This window comes from uncultured Ruthenibacterium sp., assembly GCF_963558415.1.
Lineage (GTDB): Bacteria > Bacillota > Clostridia > Oscillospirales > Ruminococcaceae > Ruthenibacterium.
This window is the reverse complement of the sequence record NZ_CAUWGY010000041.1, coordinates 1-18,883: the sequence shown is the minus strand read 5'-3', so window position 1 is coordinate 18,883 and position 18,883 is coordinate 1. Positions and strand designations below refer to the sequence as shown.

Below are 18,883 nucleotides of genomic sequence, written 5' to 3'. Positions count from 1 at the left end.
GCCAACAATTCATACCCCACAAAAACATCGCGTAAGGGCTGTACTTCAGGATGAATGAGATATTTTTTGGAATACGCCCGGTAGGCATTTGTGGTATCGGTAAAACGGTGTCGCGCTGTCAGGCTGATGATAGGCGCGTGAATGAGATGCACTGCCAAATGCCGCACCCAAGGGGTTCGAACGGCTTTTCCTCCTTTTACATAGCGGCTGCCCTGCACAAAGTCATAACCCTCTTTCAGTTTTTGCAAAAAACGGGGTACATCCTCAATGGAATCCTTGTTATTTCCGTCGATGGTGAGAACGCCTTCGTATCCCCTCTGCAAGGCAAAATAGATGCCGCAACGTAACTGCGCGCCCTGTCTTCCAGGACCTTTTTTGATCAAAAGACTGTTGACACCCGCCTTTTGCAGCTTTTTCTGAGTGCAACTTCCATCGGTACTTCCACCGTCGCACAAAACAATATCCACTATCTGATGTACATGCGCCTTTTGGGCACGTTCGAGCTCCGCGGCAATTCGCTCTCCCTCATTAATCACGGGAATCAGCAAGCAATAATCCGATCTGCGTGGAAAAAACTCATATTGCTCAAACAACGGCACTCCCGGCTGCGTCATCATACAAACACCTCTGTAATTTGATAAGCTTCTCTTTTTCGTACAACTGTAATGGTGATTACCCCTTTCGAAAGGCCGTTACAAAAGAGCGGATAGCATTCATAGAATCCGTTTTGCTATAACAATAGCCATTCTCGCCGCCAAACAGAGAGGCGTGGATACTGCGCATATCATAATGGGCAGGTTTTGCGGATAAAGCGTTCTCAAAAGTCTTTCCGCCGGTGAGCTGCTTGTAGATGTCCGACACCAGTAGCGGCTGAGCGGTAAGATTGACCAGATGAAGCTTATGAGCCAAAGCAATGGTGATATCTTTCCACAGCCAGGAAAGGTCGTAAAACTGATACATAGAGCGGCTGTCTGTAAATTTTAAAGCGTTAAAGCTGTTACTCGCAAACCACTCCTGCACTGCTTTACAGTCCTCTTCATTTTGCGGTGCAAAACGAAAAAAGCCATCCTGGGCTTTTTGATAGCTGTGAGCCACCAGCGGCTCTCGGCCAAGCTGTTCCATTTTGTCCTCAGGCAAAAGGCTAGGGGCCGGATGAAGGAAATCGTACAAAAAGTTCTTTTTTAACCCTTTGCCCAACAGAGCAGGCAGCCGCACAATAAGGCTATCAGGAAAAGCTTCGCGCACCAGTTGTTCCAGCCTGGCTCGATTTCGGCCATATGCACCCAAAGCCTCCACATCCGCAGGGGTATTTTCGTCCACTGCCTGCGGGCAGGCATATACATCCACTGTGCTGATGAGCACAAGTTGTTTGGGTGCAATGGAGCAGATGTTCTCAAACGCTTGACTCACTGCTTGCCAGTCTGCCTGCGGGTCTCGGTTTGCCAAGAATTTAGCCGCAGGCACACCTGCATACACCAGTAAATCCGGCTGAGTTCCCGCTGCCTGTACAATGTTCTTGGAATTGTATACTGCATCAAAAGGGTTACTTGCAGCGAGATTTCCTCCTACAAACCCTGTGTAACCAACCAGTGCTGTGCGCATAATGATATTCCCCCCTTTTGAATCTGTTTTAAAATTTTTCCAAAACGTTATCGAACAAACCGAATAATTTCGCCACAGCGAGCGTCGCTTACTTCCAACACCACACACTCTTTGGGTGCGCCGCTCAGAGTAATACTGCCGGTTCCGTTCTCTACATAAACCGGAAGACAAACATCCTGTCCTTTGCTCGGTTGAAAATAACCTTGCCCTACACCCGAACGAACGGCAGACTGACTGGGATCGTATACGAATACAGCGTCCTGCCAAGACAAAACTCTTGCGAGTGATTTGCGGGAAATATTTTGCCAGTCCAAAAATACATCTACATAGCATGGCTCGGTTTGGTCGGTAGTAACTATTACTTTGACCGTATTTTCATCGAGCTTCTCCAATGTCACTTGTGCTTGTCCTGGCAGAACGTTCACATCTTCTCCCTGATACTCCCACAAAGTCCAATTGGCATAATCGGAATAAAAATCATAGTTAGAATACAATTCTCGGTAAAAAGTCCAGTTAGGACCATTCAGCCAAGGCTCCCAAGGCCACCGGGAATAGTTGGTAGTCTGCACAAAATCATATTTTCCCTCTTGGAAGGTTTCCACGTATTGGGCACAAGCCTCGTCTCCCAGTGCATGAATGATGTAATCCACACCTGTAGGCTGAAACTCATCTCTGATATCGTCCAAAGCAGAGGCGTAAGTAGAAAAAAGTGTGTGACCTTCGGTGACCTTCTGCATCTCACGCTGGGCTTCAAAAAAGGGGCTCACTCCCCCTAGTTCCGGCATATATTGCGGATCAGACTGCATCTGTCGATTGCTCTGCACCAGAGCCATGTCTTGACGGAAAAGATATCCCCCATACACAATCAAACAACCAAAGACTACGGCCTTCACTACTGCGGCACTATGCCGGTTCTGCCATGATTTTGAACTGCCCTTTATTTTTTCATAGAGCCATTCTGTGCAATGCACGACCGCTTTCATTGCAAAAGCAAAAATCATTAGAATGACAAATACATAATGCGGTTCGGTAAGTCCGTCGGCGCCGCTCCCCACGATATACAAGAGCTGCGCCGCCACAATGGTGGTATATAAAAACACGAAAAGTACGGTTCTATCCGTTGCTTTCTTTTTACATAGCAACCACAGACAATATCCCATGCTCATCACGTATATCGCCAAATGAATCCATGTCCTTCTTTCTATGTGGGAGATTGCATCTCCAAGGCCATAGATTTTGTCATTGAAGCGGGTGCCATAATACCAAAACTGCCAATCACCTACCGACGTAGTAAACTCGAACCAACTGCCAATCTGCCCGCGTGTCACCACAAAAACCGCTGCAAACAAACCCACTGCCATGCCAACCAGATACCATAACAGCCATCGGAACTCGGCCACCCACTTTTTGCTCTGGACCGCTTGGGCAATGCTGAGAATCACCAAGACACCTGTGGCAGATGCAATAGCAGAAAAGCCAAAATCATTGCTCCACAATACCCCCGCGCCGATTACTATACCTGTAATCGCAGCCCCTTTTTGGGTTCGCAGTGTCCTATATAAAACCCAGGTATGTTTGGGCTGAGCTTTTTGCACCTGCCACAGCAATATCAGCAACACCCAGCACAAAAGCACAGGCCAAAACAACCGGGCCATGCGGAAGGAATTTTGGGGCTTAAGCAAAAGTTCAAGATAATAAGTCAGATAATAACCATGGAAATCGTATCCAGGGAAGGTATAAAAGAAATAAGAACTGATAAGTTTGGGCAGTACCGCCGCAAAAAGAGCCGATAACCAGAATCTCCCGGTAATCAAGTAGGTTGACAATGCCGCAAACAAAATGAAAGCCAGCGCCGCAACAAAAAATGTTGCAAACAAACTGGTTGCAAATGTATTATCCCAAATCAGCAAGGGAGAACAGAGTAGCAATGGTCCCATGCCTAGATAGTTGGCAAAATCGCGATAAGGGGCCTGTCCATCCAAAAAGCGCCGCAGTGCGTTATAATTTTGGTAATCTCCATTGGTGCATATAAAATTCACTACGCCACAACGTTCTAGTCCGTAAAAGGCTGCTACGCTACAAATTACGAAAATAAACAAAATGAACCGATATCTCAAAAGCCTGTCGCCCGCTTTTACAGATAACATTCGCTGGGGTCGCTGCATACTTTATTTTTCATTCCTTCCCGTGGCGCTCTTTGATCTATATTGTTCAATACATCAAAAGCCCGGTCCGAGTTTCCCTCGGACCGATTTTCTACATTTTTCGCATTATGTAGATTGCACAAGCCAAAAGGGCCTTACTAAATAATCTGAATAAAAAAAAAGCGCACTTAAAAAAGTCCCGTTTTATTTTGGGACTTTTTTACAAAAGTGACGCTTGTTTCTTCATGCAAAAACGCAGTGCGAATATTGACTCTAGGCCAAAAAGGCCGTATAATAAAACCCAATAAGATGTCGCAATATAGGGATATTGCGCGTTTTTAGACAAACCACTTCATAATGCGAATTACGTAAAACACAGCCGCTTTGACAGCGGCTTTTTTTATGCCAACAGGTGAAGTTTTTCCAGTTGTATCATTTGTTCCTTTCCAGACGTTAATGTATAGATACGGGTTGTATCTACGCTGCTGTGTCCTAAAACATCCGCCAGACGAACAATGTCTTTATGCCGACGGTAAAAGGTCCGGGCAAATAAATGGCGCAGATTGTGCGGAAAAACTTTTTGTGCCGCTACCTTGGCCGCTCTGCAGAGCTTTTTCATTGAAGCCCAAATGCTAGTGCGATCGAGTGGATTTCCGTTTCGAGATACAAATACGCTTCCTTTACGGACGGAACGTTCCCGGCAATATCGAAGCAAGCGTACACACAAAATTTTGGGCAGCAGAATTTTGCGCAGCTTGCCTTTGCTCTGTACCCGAGCCTCCTGTTTTTGCAGTGCCTGTACTGTAATGTATTTCAGCTCGCTGACGCGGATTCCCGTAGAACAAATGGTCTGCAGTATCAGCGCAAGACGATTGTCTTTTTTCTGCTGGGCTGCTTGCACCAGTTGCAGATACTCTTCCCGTGTAAGCTCACGGTTTTCATCGCAAAAAGTGCTTCTTTGTTGCTTAAAGAGCTTTACTTTGCAATCCGATGCTCCCAGATAGGCCACAAATCCATTGACCGCTACCAACATGGAATTGATGCTAGATACCGCATATTTTTCACTTTTCAGATGCTTTTTGTAGGAAATCAGCAATTCCTTTTTTAGCATTTTATCCGGCGGCAGAAAATTGAAAAACGCATAAATGTCCCTGCGATATTTTTCCAATGTGGCCTCCGCCTTTTCTTCAATGCGTAACCGTTCTATGTAACGTTCGATCTGTTTTACTGAAAGCACTCTTTTTCTCATTCGTATACCTTCTTTCTTTATCCTGTATAAATATCAGACAAATGTGCTTTTTATTTTATCACACGTTCAATGTGAAGACACTGCACTGTCCTGTCGCTCTTGATTGCACAAAAAAACAACGCACCGAACAGTACGGTGCGTTGTTTTTTTCTAGCCCCTTCGTCAGAGTGTTCTCTCACCGGGAGAAAAGGCTTCAGAATCTTTATTTTCTCGAAGATTGTATTTACCAAATTACAATCTATCAGTGCTATTCAGAGAGAGGTTATTTTTATGAAAACGGCAAACCAATTACTATTTCTTGTGGAATGTGTTATAATAGCCGAGTAAATATTTTCCCCATTTTTAAAACTACATTCGAAGGGAACCAGTTGTCACATGCAATTTAATTCAATTGATTTTCTGATTTACTTTCCTATTGTTACCTTACTCTATTTTATTCTACCTCAAAAAATCAAATGGATTTGGTTACTGATTTGCAGTGTCTACTTTTACATGTGTTGGAAAGCCAAATACATTATTTTAATTGGTTTTTCCATCATTGTTACATATCTGGGAGCATTGCTGATTGAACGCTTACGCAAAAGGTCAAATTGGCTCGCGCGCGCTGTTCTAACGCTCGTGCTTCTTTCCAATTTCGCGGTACTCTTCCTGTTCAAATATTATGGCTTTTTCTCAGGTCTGATTACAGAAATTTCGCAAAATGCCATTGCATTGCCTATAATCCAATTTGCACTTCCTGTGGGAATTAGTTTTTATACCTTTCAAGCCTTGGGATATGCAATTGATGTCTATCGCGGAGATTTGGCTGCAGAAAAAAATCTTTTTCGATATGCTCTTTTTGTATGTTTCTTTCCACAGCTTGTCGCCGGACCGATTGAACGCGCCACAAATTTACTGCCCCAATTTTATGAACGACACACTTTTGATTATGATCGTATGAAGCGTGGCCTCATTTTGATGGGTTGGGGATTTTTTCAAAAAATTGTAATTGCGGACCGGATGGCTGTACTGGTCGATGGAGCCTATGAGGCTTATTCTACCACTCCGGGTTCTGTTTTAGCCTTGGCCACGCTTTTCTTTTCTTTTCAAATATATTGTGATTTTGCCTCATATTCCAATATTGCAATTGGGGCGGCCGAGATCATGGGATTTCGGCTGATGAAAAACTTTAATGCTCCATATCTCTCCCAATCCATCAAAGAATTTTGGCGGCGTTGGCACATTTCTCTTTCCACTTGGTTTAAAGATTATTTATACATTCCTCTGGGAGGCTCACGCAAAGGTACTTTTCGCACTTGCATCAATATTTTAGTTGTTTTTCTGGTCAGTGGCCTTTGGCACGGCGCAGCCATGACATTTGTTATATGGGGAGCTTTGCATGGATTTTTTCAAGTAATTCAAACCATATGGAACAAATTAAATGCTAAACGTTTATCGGCAGGCCGCCGATTTCTTCCTCCATGGATTGCTCAAATTGCAACTTTCCTTCTAGTAAACCTGACCTGGATCTTTTTTCGGGCCTCCAGTTTGGAACAAGCCCAAACTATTTTAAAGCGTATTTTTACACAATGGAATGGAAGTCTATTAACTCTAGATACTTTAGAGACATTAGGCTTAGACACTCCCGACCTAATTGTCGGTATTCTGGCAATCGCTATTTTAATTGCCATCGATATTCTTTCGCAAAAACATGATTTACGTGCTGGAATCATGAAACTTGCGCTTCCTGTGCAATGGTTGCTTTACTTAGGTTTGATCATTGCAATTGTCGTATTTGGCGTTTATGGACCGCAATATGAAACCGCACCGTTTATTTATTTTCAATTTTGAGGAAAGGTTACACCATGTCCAAACGAAATGCAATACGCGGTATCAGTTTTCTTTTACTGACAATCTTTCTTTTATCCGGAATTTCGTGGTTGCTGCGTGATCGCGAAACCACGCTTTCCTGCCTTTATTCTGAAGAAAAAGATTCTCTCGACGTTTTAATCGTTGGTTCCAGTCATGTAAACAGCGGATATATTCCAAGCCTTTTATGGAAAGAAAACAACATTTCGGCTTGTAATGTATTTTCCTGGTCGCAACCCATGTGGATCTCATATCACTATATTAAAGAAGCCCTAAAAACTCAGTCCCCCAGTGTAATCGTTCTTGAAATGTTTGGAATGACTTATGGCCATTCCAGTATCATGCCGGAAGAAATTGACCGAACCAGTTATCAGAACAGTTTCAGTATTGATCCGGGCCTCAACTTTTTAGAAATGATTCAAACGGTAGAGTTCTGCGGATTGGATTTGCGGAATTATGAAGATTTTTTAAATCTTCCTCGCTATCATACTCGCTGGAAACAGCTAAACGCCGAAATGTTTAGCTATAATCCGCACAACGATGTAGATCCCTTAAAAGGTTATGGTTTGGTGCTCACTTCCCAAGCAATGGAACAACCAGAATTCTCTGATCAAGCTCCATTTACTCCATATGAGTATTGCGTAGAATACCTTGAAAAAATCACCAACTTATGCGAAAAGGAAGGGATTCAGCTTGTATTTACAGTGACTCCTTATGTATACAATGAAACAGAACAAGGGATTTTTGAATGGATTGATTCCTATGCGGCGGAACACGGAATTCCTTTTTTGAACTATAATGGAGAAGATGGAAAACGCATTGGATTTGATTATTCTAAAGATTTGTCCGACTGGGGACATCTAAATTTTTATGGCGCGCAAAAAGTTACATTGGATTTGTGCGAATTTCTAAAAAACTATGAGTTCCCCTCTCGTGAAGAACATAAAAATTATACCGAACTCGACGAACATTTACGCTATTATGAACGGGTATTAGAAGTTCAACCTCTCCTAACGGAAACTGATTTTTCAAATTGGCTAAAACTGGTCTCTACCGATCCCAATCTAACGGTATTTCTGCTCAATTCGGAACAATCTTCTCTCTCAAATACTATTTTTTCTGTTCTTTCGGATGTTGGATATTCCCTACCCGCCGAAAGCGGGACAGCGTGGATGATGGATGATGGAAAGATCATCGCCTGCGACGAGCAGATCAGTTATCCTCTATTTGGCACAAGCGGGACCGTTTCTTTTCAGATGGACGAAAATCAAATTCTTCTGAATCAAATGGCCGCTCCTTCCCACGGAGAACTCTTCAGCGCCGTTGTTTACGATAAACTGTTTGACCGGCCGCTGGATTCTGTCACTATGGATAGTGACTTAACTTTGCATCACCGTGAATTCACATCTGATATTCTCAACCAGTATCGGTAATCAAAATCCCCCGCGGGCTAACCCGCGGGGGATTTTTCTTTTGATAATTTTCAGCGCTCGTTAGCAAAAGCCTCAAATGCTTTATAAGTCATATAAACATCCAGCTTTGCAACAAGTTCAAAAGGTGCATGCATGGACAACATTGGAACACCAATATCGACAACATCCACATTACGGTTGGCTACATACTTTGCAATGGTTCCGCCACCGCCCATATCAACCTTTCCAAGTTCACCCGTCTGCCAAATGACCCCTTTTGCATCCAGTAAATTCGTCACATAGCCCATCATCTCTGCTCCAGCATCATTGGTGGAGGACTTTCCGCGAGCACCGGTATATTTTGTAACTGCCACTCCATGATTTAAGTAAGCCGCGTTTCTGCGCTCTAAAACATCCGGGAATGTCGGATCAAAAGCAGCGTTTACGTCCGCAGAAAGGCATTTAGAATGAGCAAGCATTACCTTGTAGTTGGCCTTCTGCATATCCGCCAAATGTCCCAAGAAATGGAACAGATAATCACACTGCAAACCCGTGACACCGTCGGAACCTACTTCTTCTTTATCCGTAAGTACACACACTGTTGTATATGCAGGATTCTGCACCTGAAGTTCCGCCTGCAACGCCGTATAAGCGCATACGCGATCGTCATGTCCATAGGATCCAATCAAGCTCCGGTCCAAACCTACATCCACCGCCTTGAAAGCCGGAACAGCCTCCAGCTCTGCACGGGTGAAATCACGTTCAGTAAACCCATATTTTTCGTACAAAAGGTTCATAATCTGGAGTTTGACCCGATCCTTTACATCCTCCTCATCATAGGGAAGAGACCCAAGAACAATATTCAGTTCTTCGCCCTTTAAGCCCTCACCCAAAGTGCGTTTACTCTGTTCAGCCGCCAAGTGCGGAAGCAAATCCGTCACGCAAAATACGGGATCGCCTTCTTCTTCACCAATGCAGACAGTCACTTTTTCCCCATTGGACTTCACTACAACTCCATGCAACGACAACGGAGTTGCTCCCCATTGGTATTTGCGAATTCCTCCATAATAATGCGTTTTAAATAACGCCAATTCACTGTCCTCATACAGCGGATTGGGTTTCAAATCGAGTCTGGGAGAATCAATATGTGCAATCATCAAATGTGCACCTTCCTCCAAACTTTTCTGTCCCAAGGTTGCACAAATAATGGATTTTTCGCGATTGTTGAAGTAAATTTTTGCGCCCGGCTCATACATTTTCCCAACTTCAAAAGGCACATACCCCGCCGCACATGCACGACGCTCAATCTCAGAAACTGCTTCTCTTTCCGTTTTCGCTACATTCAAAAAGGTTTTATAGTCCTCGCAAAAGTCCATTGCCTCTTTTCGAGCCTCAGGTACTGCATCCCAAATATGCTTCGGCTCATACAAAATTTTTTCCGCCAGTTTTTGGCCGACTGTTTTTTCTTTTTCCATATTCAAACACTCCTTTTAACATCCATTATGAATACAATGCACAATACTCTTGATAATTTTTCTGAACCTTGTGCACATAATTGCTCATCTGACTATACGGAAAGGTATGCAATGTCCGTCCATCACTGGAGTATTCACTTTGCGTCAAAAGCTCGTTCACCTTTCCAATACCACTATGGTAAGCCGCCGCTGCCGTTGCTAAATCCCCATCGTAACGCTCCAAACACACTGCCAAAAAATATGTGCCGAATTGGATGTTTCGCTGCGGATCATACAAACTGTCAAATCCTAATTCCTCACTCGGAGCAATCTTTGTTTTGATCCATTCAAAAGTCTCCTGCGTAATCTGCATCAGACCTCTTGCTCCCGCATCCGATTCTGCCTTAGAATCAAATCCACTTTCCGTTCGAATAATTGCATAAACATAGTTTTCATCGATTCCATATTCCTGCGCATACTGGCTCACATAGGAACTATATTTTTTCGGATACAGCGATATACGCGCTTTATGCGCAGCAAAAGGAACGACCGCTATCACAAGGGCCGCCGCCAACAACAAACCAAAAACGGATTTAAATGTTCTGCCTTTCTTCATTTCTCTCCTCGTGCAATGCATACAACACTTTATCCGCCTGTTGTAGCAAAGTACTCAAATCTTCATGATTCCCAATCACATAGTCGGCCGCCTTACAAAGTTGATCACGGGACATCTGCGCCCCAAGACGTTGCTTTGCAGCATTGAAATCAATCCCATCTCGCTGCATAATCCGTGCAACACATAAATCATCTGGTGCATCCACCACAATGATACGGTCACAATAACGTTGAAAAGACTCGCCTACAATAACCGCCCCATCAGCAAAAACAATTTTTGCCCCGCTTGCAAAAGAACGCTGTGCCTGCTCTAACAATTTTTGGATGATTGCCGGATGCGTAATCGATGTGAGAAGACGCGTCGAACTTTCCGACGAAAAAGCTTTTCGGGCTAATTCTTGACGCTTGAGACCTCCACTTTCGTCGAGAATCTCTTTTCCAAAAGCTAAAACAAGTTTTTGCAAACATGCGGTTCCCGGCATCACAATCTCTCGGGAAACAAGATCGCAATCTAAAACTGTATAGCCCAGTTTGCGATAGTGAGTCGATACTGTGCTTTTTCCGCATCCCGAACGCCCCGTCAATGCCACAATCCACGGCTTCATAATGTAACCACCCGAAAAGCAGCCGCCCTTAACAAACGATTGTATACAGCCAAAGAAATTCCATCCTGACGAGGACAACGCGCATAAACAACTCTCGCTCCTTGTGCATCCAGCTCGCGCAAAGCCGAAAACAAACGATTCGCCTGCTCTGCTGGTTCGGTTTCATGGCCATAGCACACACATGGACAGGGAAGTAACTTTTCCTCATCTGAAAAGCAAAGGCAAAAAACGCCTTCCTCGTAATGTGCTTCTACATAAGAACGATATGCAGAAAAATCACCTTTGAGAATCGTTACATCCGCTTTGGGCGCATAATGCTTGTATTTCATTCCCGGGGAAGCGGCCTTCTCTCCAGCCTTCAACTGATGCAGAACCGCATCCGCCAAACGAACCTGACAGCCAAGGACCTCTTCCAATTGTTCTTTGGTGATGTATCCAGGGCGGAGTAACATGGGCTGTTCTCCCACTAAAGAAACTACTGTAGATTCAACTCCCACCTGGCAAGTTCCACCATCCAAAATCAACGGAATACGCCCATCCATATCTTCCAAAACATCTTTTGCAATGGTAGGGCTTGGGCTTCCAGATAGATTGGCAGATGGCGCTGCAAGAGGGACGCCAGCCGCACGAATAACCGCCTGAGCAACCGGATGACTGGGCATTCTTACAGACGCCGTATCCAATCCTGCGCAAACTTCATCCGCTACCTGTGAACTGCGATGCAAAATAATCGTAAGAGGGCCTGGCCAAAAAGCATTTGCCAACTGATACGCTGACTGAGGAATGTCACGAACAACCAACTCTAACATGGAAAGGTCAGAAATGTGAGATATTAAAGGATTGTCCTGCGGACGTCCTTTCGCTTCAAAAATCTTTTTCACAGCTCGTCCATCCAAGCTGCTAGCGGCCAGTCCGTATACAGTTTCTGTTGGAATGCCAACAACCTCTCCCTGCTTTAAAAGTTGACCGGCTTTTTCGATTCCATTCTTATCCGCTTGCAATAACTGCGTTTTCAAATCATTCATCTCCTGAAGATGCCTTTAATTTTTCGGCCTGATCCGCCGTGGCCAGAGCTTCAATAATCTCATCCAAATCTCCGTTCATAACCGCGTCCAGCTTATATAAAGTTAAACCTATCCGGTGATCTGTAAGGCGTCCCTGAGGAAAATTGTAAGTACGAATTCTCTCGGAACGATCCCCTGTTCCCACCTGACTTTTTCTCTGAGCTGCATATTCAGCATCATACTCTGCCTGCTTTTGCGCCAACAAACGACTGCGCAGTACTTTTAAAGCCTTGTCCTTGTTTTTATACTGACTGCGCTCATCCTGACACTCAACTACCATTCCAGTGGGCAAATGGGTCACACGAATGGCCGAAGAGGTTTTATTAATATGTTGTCCACCTGCACCAGAAGACCGAAACGTATCAATTTTCAAATCCGCCGGATTGATTTCCACTTCCACGTCTTCCGCTTCGGGCAGCACCGCTACTGTAACCGTAGAAGTATGAACGCGTCCCTGCGTCTCTGTCTCCGGAACTCTCTGCACTCGATGCACACCGCTCTCAAATTTCAGCCGACTGTACGCCCCTTCGCCTTCTACTAAAAAGCTAACTTCCTTTTCTCCACCCAACTCTGTCTGGTTGATACTAAGAACTTCTGTTTTCCAGCCTCTGCTTTCAGCATACATATTATACATTCTATGCAAACTGTGTGCAAATAACGCAGCTTCCTCTCCACCTGCGCCGCCGCGGATTTCCACAATTACGCTTCGGTCATCATTGTCATCCTTTGGTAAGAGCAGAATTTTTAATTGTTCTTCTAATACTTCCAGTTTCTCTTTATTTTCTTCCCATTCCTGTTGTGCCAACTCTTTTAAATCCGGTTCAATTCCGCTTTCATCCAGCAATTCCCGCGCCTGTAAACAAGCGTTTTGAACCGTCTTATACTGTTCATACACCTCCATCAAAGGGGTGAGCTTTTTATACTCTTTCATCAGTTCGGCATATTGACTTCCATTTCTGACAACGGCCGGTTCTTGAAGTTGCCTTCCAATCTCATCATACCGATTCTGAATTGCATCTAATTTTTCCAGCATGCACGATTCTCCTTCTCTTGCTATTTCTCAATCCATATCCTTCACTAGCTAAAGCGGAGCACCGTTTCGCACAATTTTTTTGATGTTTTTTTCAATTTTATTTCTTGGAATCATGACCTCACGCCCGCATTTTATACAGTGAATTTTAAAATCCATTCCCACTCGTAGCACCAAAAATTCACTGTTTCCACATGGGTGCGGCTTTTTCGTAAAAATATGATCATTCACCTGTACATCCATCGAAAAGTTCTCCTGTTTTCATCGAAAGACTTCACTCGGGCGATTTTTTATTATACCTCAAAAACAAATTCCGCGCAAGAAAAAGGCGGCGGTCTATCTCTGGCATCAAAACTTTTTCATAAAAGATGCAGCTACCTCATATATTTTTTAGCAGCCCGGATACGGGAAAAAGCAAGTTGAAAGGCGGCCTGTTATATGGATTTTTACGCAGAAGGCATCCGGGAATATCCCCATACTTATACCCTGGAAAAATTGCAGCAATACATTCAGGATGAAACCATTCTGGAGAGTCGCGCACTTGCCTTCGGCGCGGATCGTGCACTGCATTTTGCCCTTGGAAACATTCCTGCAATCATGCCCTATGAAGAATGTGCAGATGGCGTTCGTGAAGGGAAAGTCCGTGACATTGCACTTTTAACACGAGTAGGACGCTCTGTTTGTTTCATGGTTACTGAACTTCGCCAGGAAAATGACGGCAAAGTAGTGGCAATTCTTTCACGCGCCAAATCGCAGCAACGCTGCAAGCAGCGATATTTAGACCATTTAATTCCCGGCGATATTCTTTCTTGCCGCGTAACACATATCGAACCATTTGGAGCCTTTTGCGACGTTGGATGTGGAATCAGCGCCTTGCTACCAATTGATTGTTTATCCGTCTCGCGCATCTCTAGCCCTGCTGATCGTATACAAGTAGGACAGGATATCCGCTGTATTTTAAAAGGGCGAGATGAGGAAGGACGTTTGATTCTCAGCCTTAAAGAACTCCTTGGCACTTGGATTGAAAATGCCTCACAATTTTCTGCAGGAGAAGCCGTCATCGGAATCGTGCGAAGCTGTGAAGATTATGGTGTATTTATTGAATTGGCACCCAATCTTGTAGGGCTTGCTGAACCCAATACGGAGCTTCAACGCGGTCAAGTGGTCAGCGTGTATATCAAAAGTATATTGCCTCCTCGTATGAAAATAAAGCTCGTTGTCTTATCTTGTCTTGAAAACAGTGAGGTTCGTCTTCCCCTCTCCTATTTCTATGATGGAAAACATCTTTCTTCCTGGCAATATTCCTACCCTGACAACAATCACAAAATTGAAACCATTTTTGACGCTCCAACAGAATAACGTTTATTCTTTTGTTTACTTTTTTTACGGAATGGGGTATGATAAAGAAAAAAGAAATGGGAGGGAAATTATGGCCAACAATGCGTTTACTGCTGGTGTTCGCCCCGGCGGTCTTACTACATCTACTGAAATACGCATTTTATTGTGCTATCTAATCAAAAATGCTACCTCTCCTCTTTCAAAAAGCGAATTGGAAAATGCATTGCTAAGTGAAGAATTGGTCAATTATTTTGAACTGGCATCCAATCTTTCAGCACTTTGTACGCAAGGGCTGATTTGTTACGAAAACGAGCATTATACCATTCTCCCGGCCGGAGAGGACGTTGCCAACACCTTGGCTAGTGATGTACCTCGTAGCGTTCGCGAAGCTGCAACACGGGCTGTTGTGCGCGCTCAATTATTTGCTCAAAAAAGTGCGCAGCATCAAACAGAAATTATTCCTTGCGGTGATGGATACACAGTCCAATGCCGGATTGTCGACCGTGAACGCGAGATGTTTCAGCTTTCTCTATATATGCCGGATCATTTGAGTGCGATGTTAGCGCGAGATCGATTTGTCGAAAACGGAGATGTGCTGTATGCACAAGTTTTGAAAAATCTGACTCAGGACAACACCTAATTCAAATAAAAAAACAGGCTATCTCTGGATAGCCTGTTTTTTTATTTTCCCTGTGTGCCACCTTCCACCACACCATCTCCGCGCAGCACATTGGTGACTGTTTTGAAAAAGATTTTTACATCCAGAAGGAAACATATGTTTTTCGCATAGTATCCATCTAATTCAGCCTTAACCGGAATAGGAAGCTCATCTCTGCCATTGATTTGAGCATAACCTGTCAATCCCGGCACCAAAGCATTGGCGCCATATTTATCGCGCTCAGCAATCAAATCATCTTGATTCCAAAGAGCCGGCCTAGGTCCTATAATGCTCATCTGACCACACAAAATATTAAAAAGTTGAGGCAACTCATCCAAACTCGTTTTTCTCAAAAAATGCCCACTGCGTGTAATCATTGCGTCTGGATTCTTAAGAAGATGGGTCGGAACATCTTTCGGCGTATCCGTATACATGGTGCGAAATTTCAAAATAGAAAAAAGATTTTTGTCTTTTCCCACACGCTTTTGCCGAAACAAAATCGGCCCTTTTGAATCCAATTTAATCCAAAGCGAAATAAGCAGAAAAACTGGCGACAGTACAATAATTCCACATAAGGATAAAAGGAAGTCTAAGCAACGCTTAATTCCTCTTTGATACATCAGGCTCCCCCTCTACTGATAACGATGCTCTTCATGGTGAAATGTCGGTACCAAATCAATCAATGCCTGCACCAAATTTTCACTGTTGTTTGAATAAGCAATCTGCTTTAAGGTTGCTAAATGGTCAAAGAAAGTATCTTTGTTTAGTTTCAATGGAGATCCCACAAAGATTTTTTTATTGTCAGTTTTTCGCAACCCCTCTTCGTCCATCAAAAGCTCTTCATAAAGCTTTTCTCCCGGACGCAAACCTGTAAACTTAATTTCTATATCTTTATAAGGAATAAAACCGGAAAGTTTTATAAGATTTTCCGCCAAATCCAAAATTTTTACCGGATTTCCCATATCCAAAACAAAGATATCTCCACCGTTACCCATAGCACCAGCCTCTAGAACAAGACGCACTGCCTCAGGAATTGTCATAAAATAGCGGACAATATCCGGGTGCGTTACTGTCAACGGCCCGCCCGCAGCAATCTGCTCTTTAAAAAGCGGAAGTACCGATCCATTGGAGCCTAAAACGTTTCCGAAACGCACTGCTACAAACTTTGTCTTGCTCTTCTGGGCCAAAGCCTGCACAATCATTTCGCATAAACGTTTCGTTGCACCCATCACATTTGTTGGGTTAACTGCTTTGTCCGTAGAAATCAAAACAAATCTCTCCGCCCCATATTTTTCCGCACAAAGTGCCACATTATACGTGCCAAACACATTGTTTTTGACAGCCTCTTCCGGAGCATCTTCCATAAGAGGTACGTGCTTGTGCGCAGCCGCATGGAACACCACATTGGGATGGTAACGTTCAAATAAGGCATCTATCTTTTTGGAGTCACGTACAGAGGCAATACAGACTTCCAAGTTCAGCTTGTCCCCATAATTGCGCCGCAGCTCTTGCTGAATAGAATAAGCGCTATTCTCATAAATATCCAAAATAATAAGTTGCTTTGGTTCACATGAAGCAATCTGGCGACAAAGTTCTGAACCAATAGAACCTCCTCCGCCTGTTACCAACACAACTTTTCCCTTTGTCAAAGAGCTGGAAAGATCCGTTAGCTCAATTTCGTCTCGCCCCAAAACATCCTCTACACGTACATCGCGAACTCGAGACAAAAAGTCTTTGCCATCCTTAATCATTTTAACAATGTCCGGCAAAATACGCACATTGCACTTTGTTTTATTACAGATACTTAAAATTCGTTTTTTGTTCGCCTCATCTACCGTAGGAATGGCCAGAAGAATCGTCTCAATTTCACATCTATCTACCAATTCCGGAATGTCTTCTGTGGTGCCCATAATTCGTACGCCCATAATGGAACGACCAACTTTTTCGGGCGCGTCATCTACGCAGCAAATAATGTTCATATCAGGTGACTTGTTTTTAAACACCTCATGCAACAAGGTAGAAGCTGCATCCCCCGCGCCAATCATTAAGGTACGCCTGCGTGACTTTTTTCGCTTGCTCAAGGTCGTATTACGATACATTCGATAAGTCAAACGGGAATAAAGGGTAAGTGAAGATGCAAACAAGGCACTTAAGAAATAAATTGAAATAGGCACACGACGCTCTGTAAACATCAACAACGTACCTATTACAAAAATACACACCGCAATTCCCGAAGCTAGGCATAAACGGAAAAATTCTACAATTTCTGCATACCGCCACAAACTGTCATACATTCCCATTAGCCCGTAAACAATTTCATAACAGCACACAAAGAAAAAGCAACTTGCCACAAGCAAACTGTTATACTCCGAAAAAGAAGTACGTCCATTGATCATAACCCAAGGCAAAATATACGAAAACATGACAACGACAATGTCGAATGCAACCAAAATTTGCTTTCGAAATCGCTGTGCAAACTCTGTAATCTTTGTTACCAAAAAAATCACCAATCTTTATTATCATTTCCTGTAAAATGGCGCAATAACACATTATAATTGTTATTATTTTACTACAAAACTCTCTAAGAATCAATCTTGAAAAAAAACTTCTTAAAATCATAAAAAAAGGAGGCGCGTTTAACGCGCCTCCTTTTTTATTCTATCAGCCTAAAGAAACTCCCATACGACGTGCCACTGTCAGCATATCACATGTTTCTGGGACCAATTTTGTCTTTCCTGCAATATCTTTTAAAGGATTTTCAGTTACAATATTATTTTTCATAGCAACAGCTACACCGTAATGATCGGCCTCTACCAATTTGGCCGCATGTGTGCCAAATTCCGTTGCTAAAACACGATCATATGCGGACGGACTGCCACCCCTTTGCATATGGCCAGGCACACATACTCTCGTTTCGAAACCTGTCATTTGTTGAATTTGACGAGCAATGCGATTGGTTGCGGTAACCTCCCCGCGCTCGGCACGACGCGCGGCACGTTCTTTTTTCTTCATTCCGGCTTCTGTCACATCGTACACGCCCTCAGCCACCGCCAAAATGGAGAAAGTCTTCCCCTGATCATTCCGTTTCTGAATTGCAGCACATACATTTTCAATGTTGTATGGCAACTCAGGAATCAAAATAATATCTGCACCACCAGCAATTCCGGAATAGAGTGTAAGCCATCCGGCTTTATTTCCCATCAACTCAATCACCATGCACCGACGATGACTGGATGCCGTTGTGTGAATTCGATCAATCACTTCCGTAGCAATATCTACTGCCGTATGAAATCCGAAAGTGACGTCTGTACCGTAAATATCATTGTCAATGGTTTTCGGCAGTCCAATGATGTTCAGACCTTCTTCACTTAAAAGATTGGCAGTTTTATGCGTTCCGTTTCCGCCCAAACAAAGCAGACAATCCAACTTTGCCTCTTTATATGTCTTTTTCATGGCCGCTACTTTATCAATCTGATCTTCCTCGACCACCTTCATCATCTTGAACGGAGTACGTTTGGTTCCTAAAATAGTTCCGCCCACCGTCAGAATTCCTGAAAATTCATGTGACTCCATCACACGCCATTCTCCGGAAATCAAACCGGCGTATCCGTTGGAAATTCCAATGATTTCGACATCGTCTCCAAAGCGCTGATAGAGAGCTTTCGCCGCTCCTCGGATTGTCGCGTTCAAGCCCGGGCAATCGCCCCCCGATGTCAAAATTCCTACACGTTTTTTCATACAAGAACCCCCTTTTGCTCTTAATACTCTGCAAGACTCTTTTACCCTCGCACAGGCAATGGCAAAAACAACAAAAGCAAAACCATGACGACAATGCTAAAAACCATACTAAACGAATTGATCACC

17 protein-coding genes are annotated in these 18,883 nt (G+C 43.6%); 4 read left to right on the top strand and 13 right to left on the bottom strand.

Annotated elements, in window-relative coordinates; all coding sequences use genetic code 11:
* The 4 genes from AB5H98_RS08285 to AB5H98_RS08270 all read right to left on the bottom strand — a co-directional run.
* The coding region (locus AB5H98_RS08285; RefSeq protein ID WP_367925446.1) for a glycosyltransferase family 2 protein at positions 1–617 on the bottom strand (617 nt) is incomplete at its 3' end.
* 55 nt (positions 618–672) lie between these two features.
* The gene (locus tag AB5H98_RS08280) at positions 673–1,602 is read right to left on the bottom strand and encodes a sugar nucleotide-binding protein (RefSeq protein ID WP_367925445.1); all 930 of its coding nucleotides are present in this window, start codon (positions 1,600–1,602) and stop codon (positions 673–675) included.
* Positions 1,603–1,649: 47 nt separating this feature from the next.
* Positions 1,650–3,719 carry a hypothetical protein gene (locus tag AB5H98_RS08275; protein WP_367925444.1) on the bottom strand — a complete coding sequence of 690 codons (2,070 nt, stop codon included), beginning with the start codon at positions 3,717–3,719 and terminating at the stop codon, positions 1,650–1,652.
* 427 nt (positions 3,720–4,146) lie between these two features.
* Entirely contained in the window at positions 4,147–4,995 is an 849-nt protein-coding gene (locus AB5H98_RS08270) for a tyrosine-type recombinase/integrase (protein ID WP_367925443.1), read from the bottom strand.
* 375 nt (positions 4,996–5,370) lie between these two features.
* Between AB5H98_RS08270 and AB5H98_RS08265 the strand changes: the two genes are divergently transcribed.
* Positions 5,371–6,825, top strand: coding sequence for an MBOAT family protein (locus tag AB5H98_RS08265; protein ID WP_367925442.1), 1,455 nt, complete (start codon positions 5,371–5,373; stop codon positions 6,823–6,825).
* A 14-nt stretch (positions 6,826–6,839) separates the two neighbouring features.
* Positions 6,840–8,276, top strand: coding sequence for a hypothetical protein (locus AB5H98_RS08260; RefSeq protein WP_367925441.1), 1,437 nt, complete (start codon positions 6,840–6,842; stop codon positions 8,274–8,276).
* A 50-nt stretch (positions 8,277–8,326) separates the two neighbouring features.
* On the opposite strand, the gene AB5H98_RS08255 is transcribed toward AB5H98_RS08260, so the two are convergent.
* From AB5H98_RS08255 to AB5H98_RS08230, 6 genes are read right to left on the bottom strand one after another with little or no spacing between them, the layout of a single operon-like run.
* Complete coding sequence (locus AB5H98_RS08255) at positions 8,327–9,730, bottom strand: aminopeptidase (RefSeq protein WP_367925440.1); 1,404 nt, start codon at positions 9,728–9,730, stop codon at positions 8,327–8,329.
* 25 nt (positions 9,731–9,755) lie between these two features.
* Positions 9,756–10,325: a lytic transglycosylase domain-containing protein gene (locus AB5H98_RS08250; protein ID WP_367925439.1), complete on the bottom strand. Its 570-nt coding sequence runs from the start codon at positions 10,323–10,325 to the stop codon at positions 9,756–9,758.
* Entirely contained in the window at positions 10,303–10,929 is a 627-nt protein-coding gene (gene coaE / locus AB5H98_RS08245; protein ID WP_367925438.1) for a dephospho-CoA kinase, read from the bottom strand. Before coaE ends, AB5H98_RS08250 begins: the two co-directional genes overlap by 23 nt.
* Positions 10,926–11,954 (bottom strand): L-threonylcarbamoyladenylate synthase, encoded by a 1,029-nt coding sequence (locus AB5H98_RS08240; RefSeq protein WP_367925437.1) that lies wholly within the window; start codon positions 11,952–11,954, stop codon positions 10,926–10,928. The genes coaE and AB5H98_RS08240 overlap by 4 nt, the downstream gene beginning before the upstream one ends.
* Positions 11,947–13,026, bottom strand: coding sequence for a peptide chain release factor 1 (gene prfA / locus AB5H98_RS08235; RefSeq protein ID WP_367925436.1), 1,080 nt, complete (start codon positions 13,024–13,026; stop codon positions 11,947–11,949). Before prfA ends, AB5H98_RS08240 begins: the two co-directional genes overlap by 8 nt.
* Positions 13,027–13,074: 48 nt before the next feature.
* Positions 13,075–13,266 (bottom strand): DUF951 domain-containing protein, encoded by a 192-nt coding sequence (locus AB5H98_RS08230; protein ID WP_367925435.1) that lies wholly within the window; start codon positions 13,264–13,266, stop codon positions 13,075–13,077.
* A 195-nt stretch (positions 13,267–13,461) separates the two neighbouring features.
* Here AB5H98_RS08230 and AB5H98_RS08225 point away from each other — a divergent pair, with 195 nt between their 5' ends.
* Entirely contained in the window at positions 13,462–14,382 is a 921-nt protein-coding gene (locus tag AB5H98_RS08225) for a S1 RNA-binding domain-containing protein (RefSeq protein WP_367925434.1), read from the top strand.
* 70 nt (positions 14,383–14,452) lie between these two features.
* Positions 14,453–15,001 (top strand): DUF4364 family protein, encoded by a 549-nt coding sequence (locus AB5H98_RS08220; protein WP_367925433.1) that lies wholly within the window; start codon positions 14,453–14,455, stop codon positions 14,999–15,001.
* A 41-nt stretch (positions 15,002–15,042) separates the two neighbouring features.
* On the opposite strand, the gene AB5H98_RS08215 is transcribed toward AB5H98_RS08220, so the two are convergent.
* From AB5H98_RS08215 to AB5H98_RS08205, 3 genes are all read right to left on the bottom strand, one after another.
* The gene (locus AB5H98_RS08215) at positions 15,043–15,639 is read right to left on the bottom strand and encodes a sugar transferase (RefSeq protein ID WP_367925432.1); all 597 of its coding nucleotides are present in this window, start codon (positions 15,637–15,639) and stop codon (positions 15,043–15,045) included.
* A 12-nt stretch (positions 15,640–15,651) separates the two neighbouring features.
* Positions 15,652–17,517 carry a polysaccharide biosynthesis protein gene (locus tag AB5H98_RS08210; protein WP_367925431.1) on the bottom strand — a complete coding sequence of 622 codons (1,866 nt, stop codon included), beginning with the start codon at positions 17,515–17,517 and terminating at the stop codon, positions 15,652–15,654.
* 163 nt (positions 17,518–17,680) lie between these two features.
* Positions 17,681–18,757 carry a 6-phosphofructokinase gene (locus tag AB5H98_RS08205; RefSeq protein ID WP_367925430.1) on the bottom strand — a complete coding sequence of 359 codons (1,077 nt, stop codon included), beginning with the start codon at positions 18,755–18,757 and terminating at the stop codon, positions 17,681–17,683.
* Positions 18,758–18,883 lie beyond the last annotated feature (126 nt).

Excerpts from the sequence above, each read along its gene's own strand:
- AB5H98_RS08225 (WP_367925434.1), top strand. The coding sequence starts at position 13,462 with ATGGATTTTTACGCAGAAGGCATCCGGGAATATCCCCATACTTATACC.
- AB5H98_RS08230 (WP_367925435.1), bottom strand. The coding sequence starts at position 13,266 with ATGGATGTACAGGTGAATGATCATATTTTTACGAAAAAGCCGCACCCA.
- AB5H98_RS08260 (WP_367925441.1), top strand. The coding sequence starts at position 6,840 with ATGTCCAAACGAAATGCAATACGCGGTATCAGTTTTCTTTTACTGACA.
- AB5H98_RS08220 (WP_367925433.1), top strand. The coding sequence starts at position 14,453 with ATGGCCAACAATGCGTTTACTGCTGGTGTTCGCCCCGGCGGTCTTACT.
- prfA (WP_367925436.1), bottom strand. The coding sequence starts at position 13,026 with ATGCTGGAAAAATTAGATGCAATTCAGAATCGGTATGATGAGATTGGA.
- AB5H98_RS08270 (WP_367925443.1), bottom strand. The coding sequence starts at position 4,995 with ATGAGAAAAAGAGTGCTTTCAGTAAAACAGATCGAACGTTACATAGAA.
- AB5H98_RS08250 (WP_367925439.1), bottom strand. The coding sequence starts at position 10,325 with ATGAAGAAAGGCAGAACATTTAAATCCGTTTTTGGTTTGTTGTTGGCG.
- AB5H98_RS08215 (WP_367925432.1), bottom strand. The coding sequence starts at position 15,639 with ATGTATCAAAGAGGAATTAAGCGTTGCTTAGACTTCCTTTTATCCTTA.
- AB5H98_RS08205 (WP_367925430.1), bottom strand. The coding sequence starts at position 18,757 with ATGAAAAAACGTGTAGGAATTTTGACATCGGGGGGCGATTGCCCGGGC.
- AB5H98_RS08255 (WP_367925440.1), bottom strand. The coding sequence starts at position 9,730 with ATGGAAAAAGAAAAAACAGTCGGCCAAAAACTGGCGGAAAAAATTTTG.
- AB5H98_RS08265 (WP_367925442.1), top strand. The coding sequence starts at position 5,371 with ATGCAATTTAATTCAATTGATTTTCTGATTTACTTTCCTATTGTTACC.
- coaE (WP_367925438.1), bottom strand. The coding sequence starts at position 10,929 with ATGAAGCCGTGGATTGTGGCATTGACGGGGCGTTCGGGATGCGGAAAA.
- AB5H98_RS08280 (WP_367925445.1), bottom strand. The coding sequence starts at position 1,602 with ATGCGCACAGCACTGGTTGGTTACACAGGGTTTGTAGGAGGAAATCTC.
- AB5H98_RS08240 (WP_367925437.1), bottom strand. The coding sequence starts at position 11,954 with ATGAATGATTTGAAAACGCAGTTATTGCAAGCGGATAAGAATGGAATC.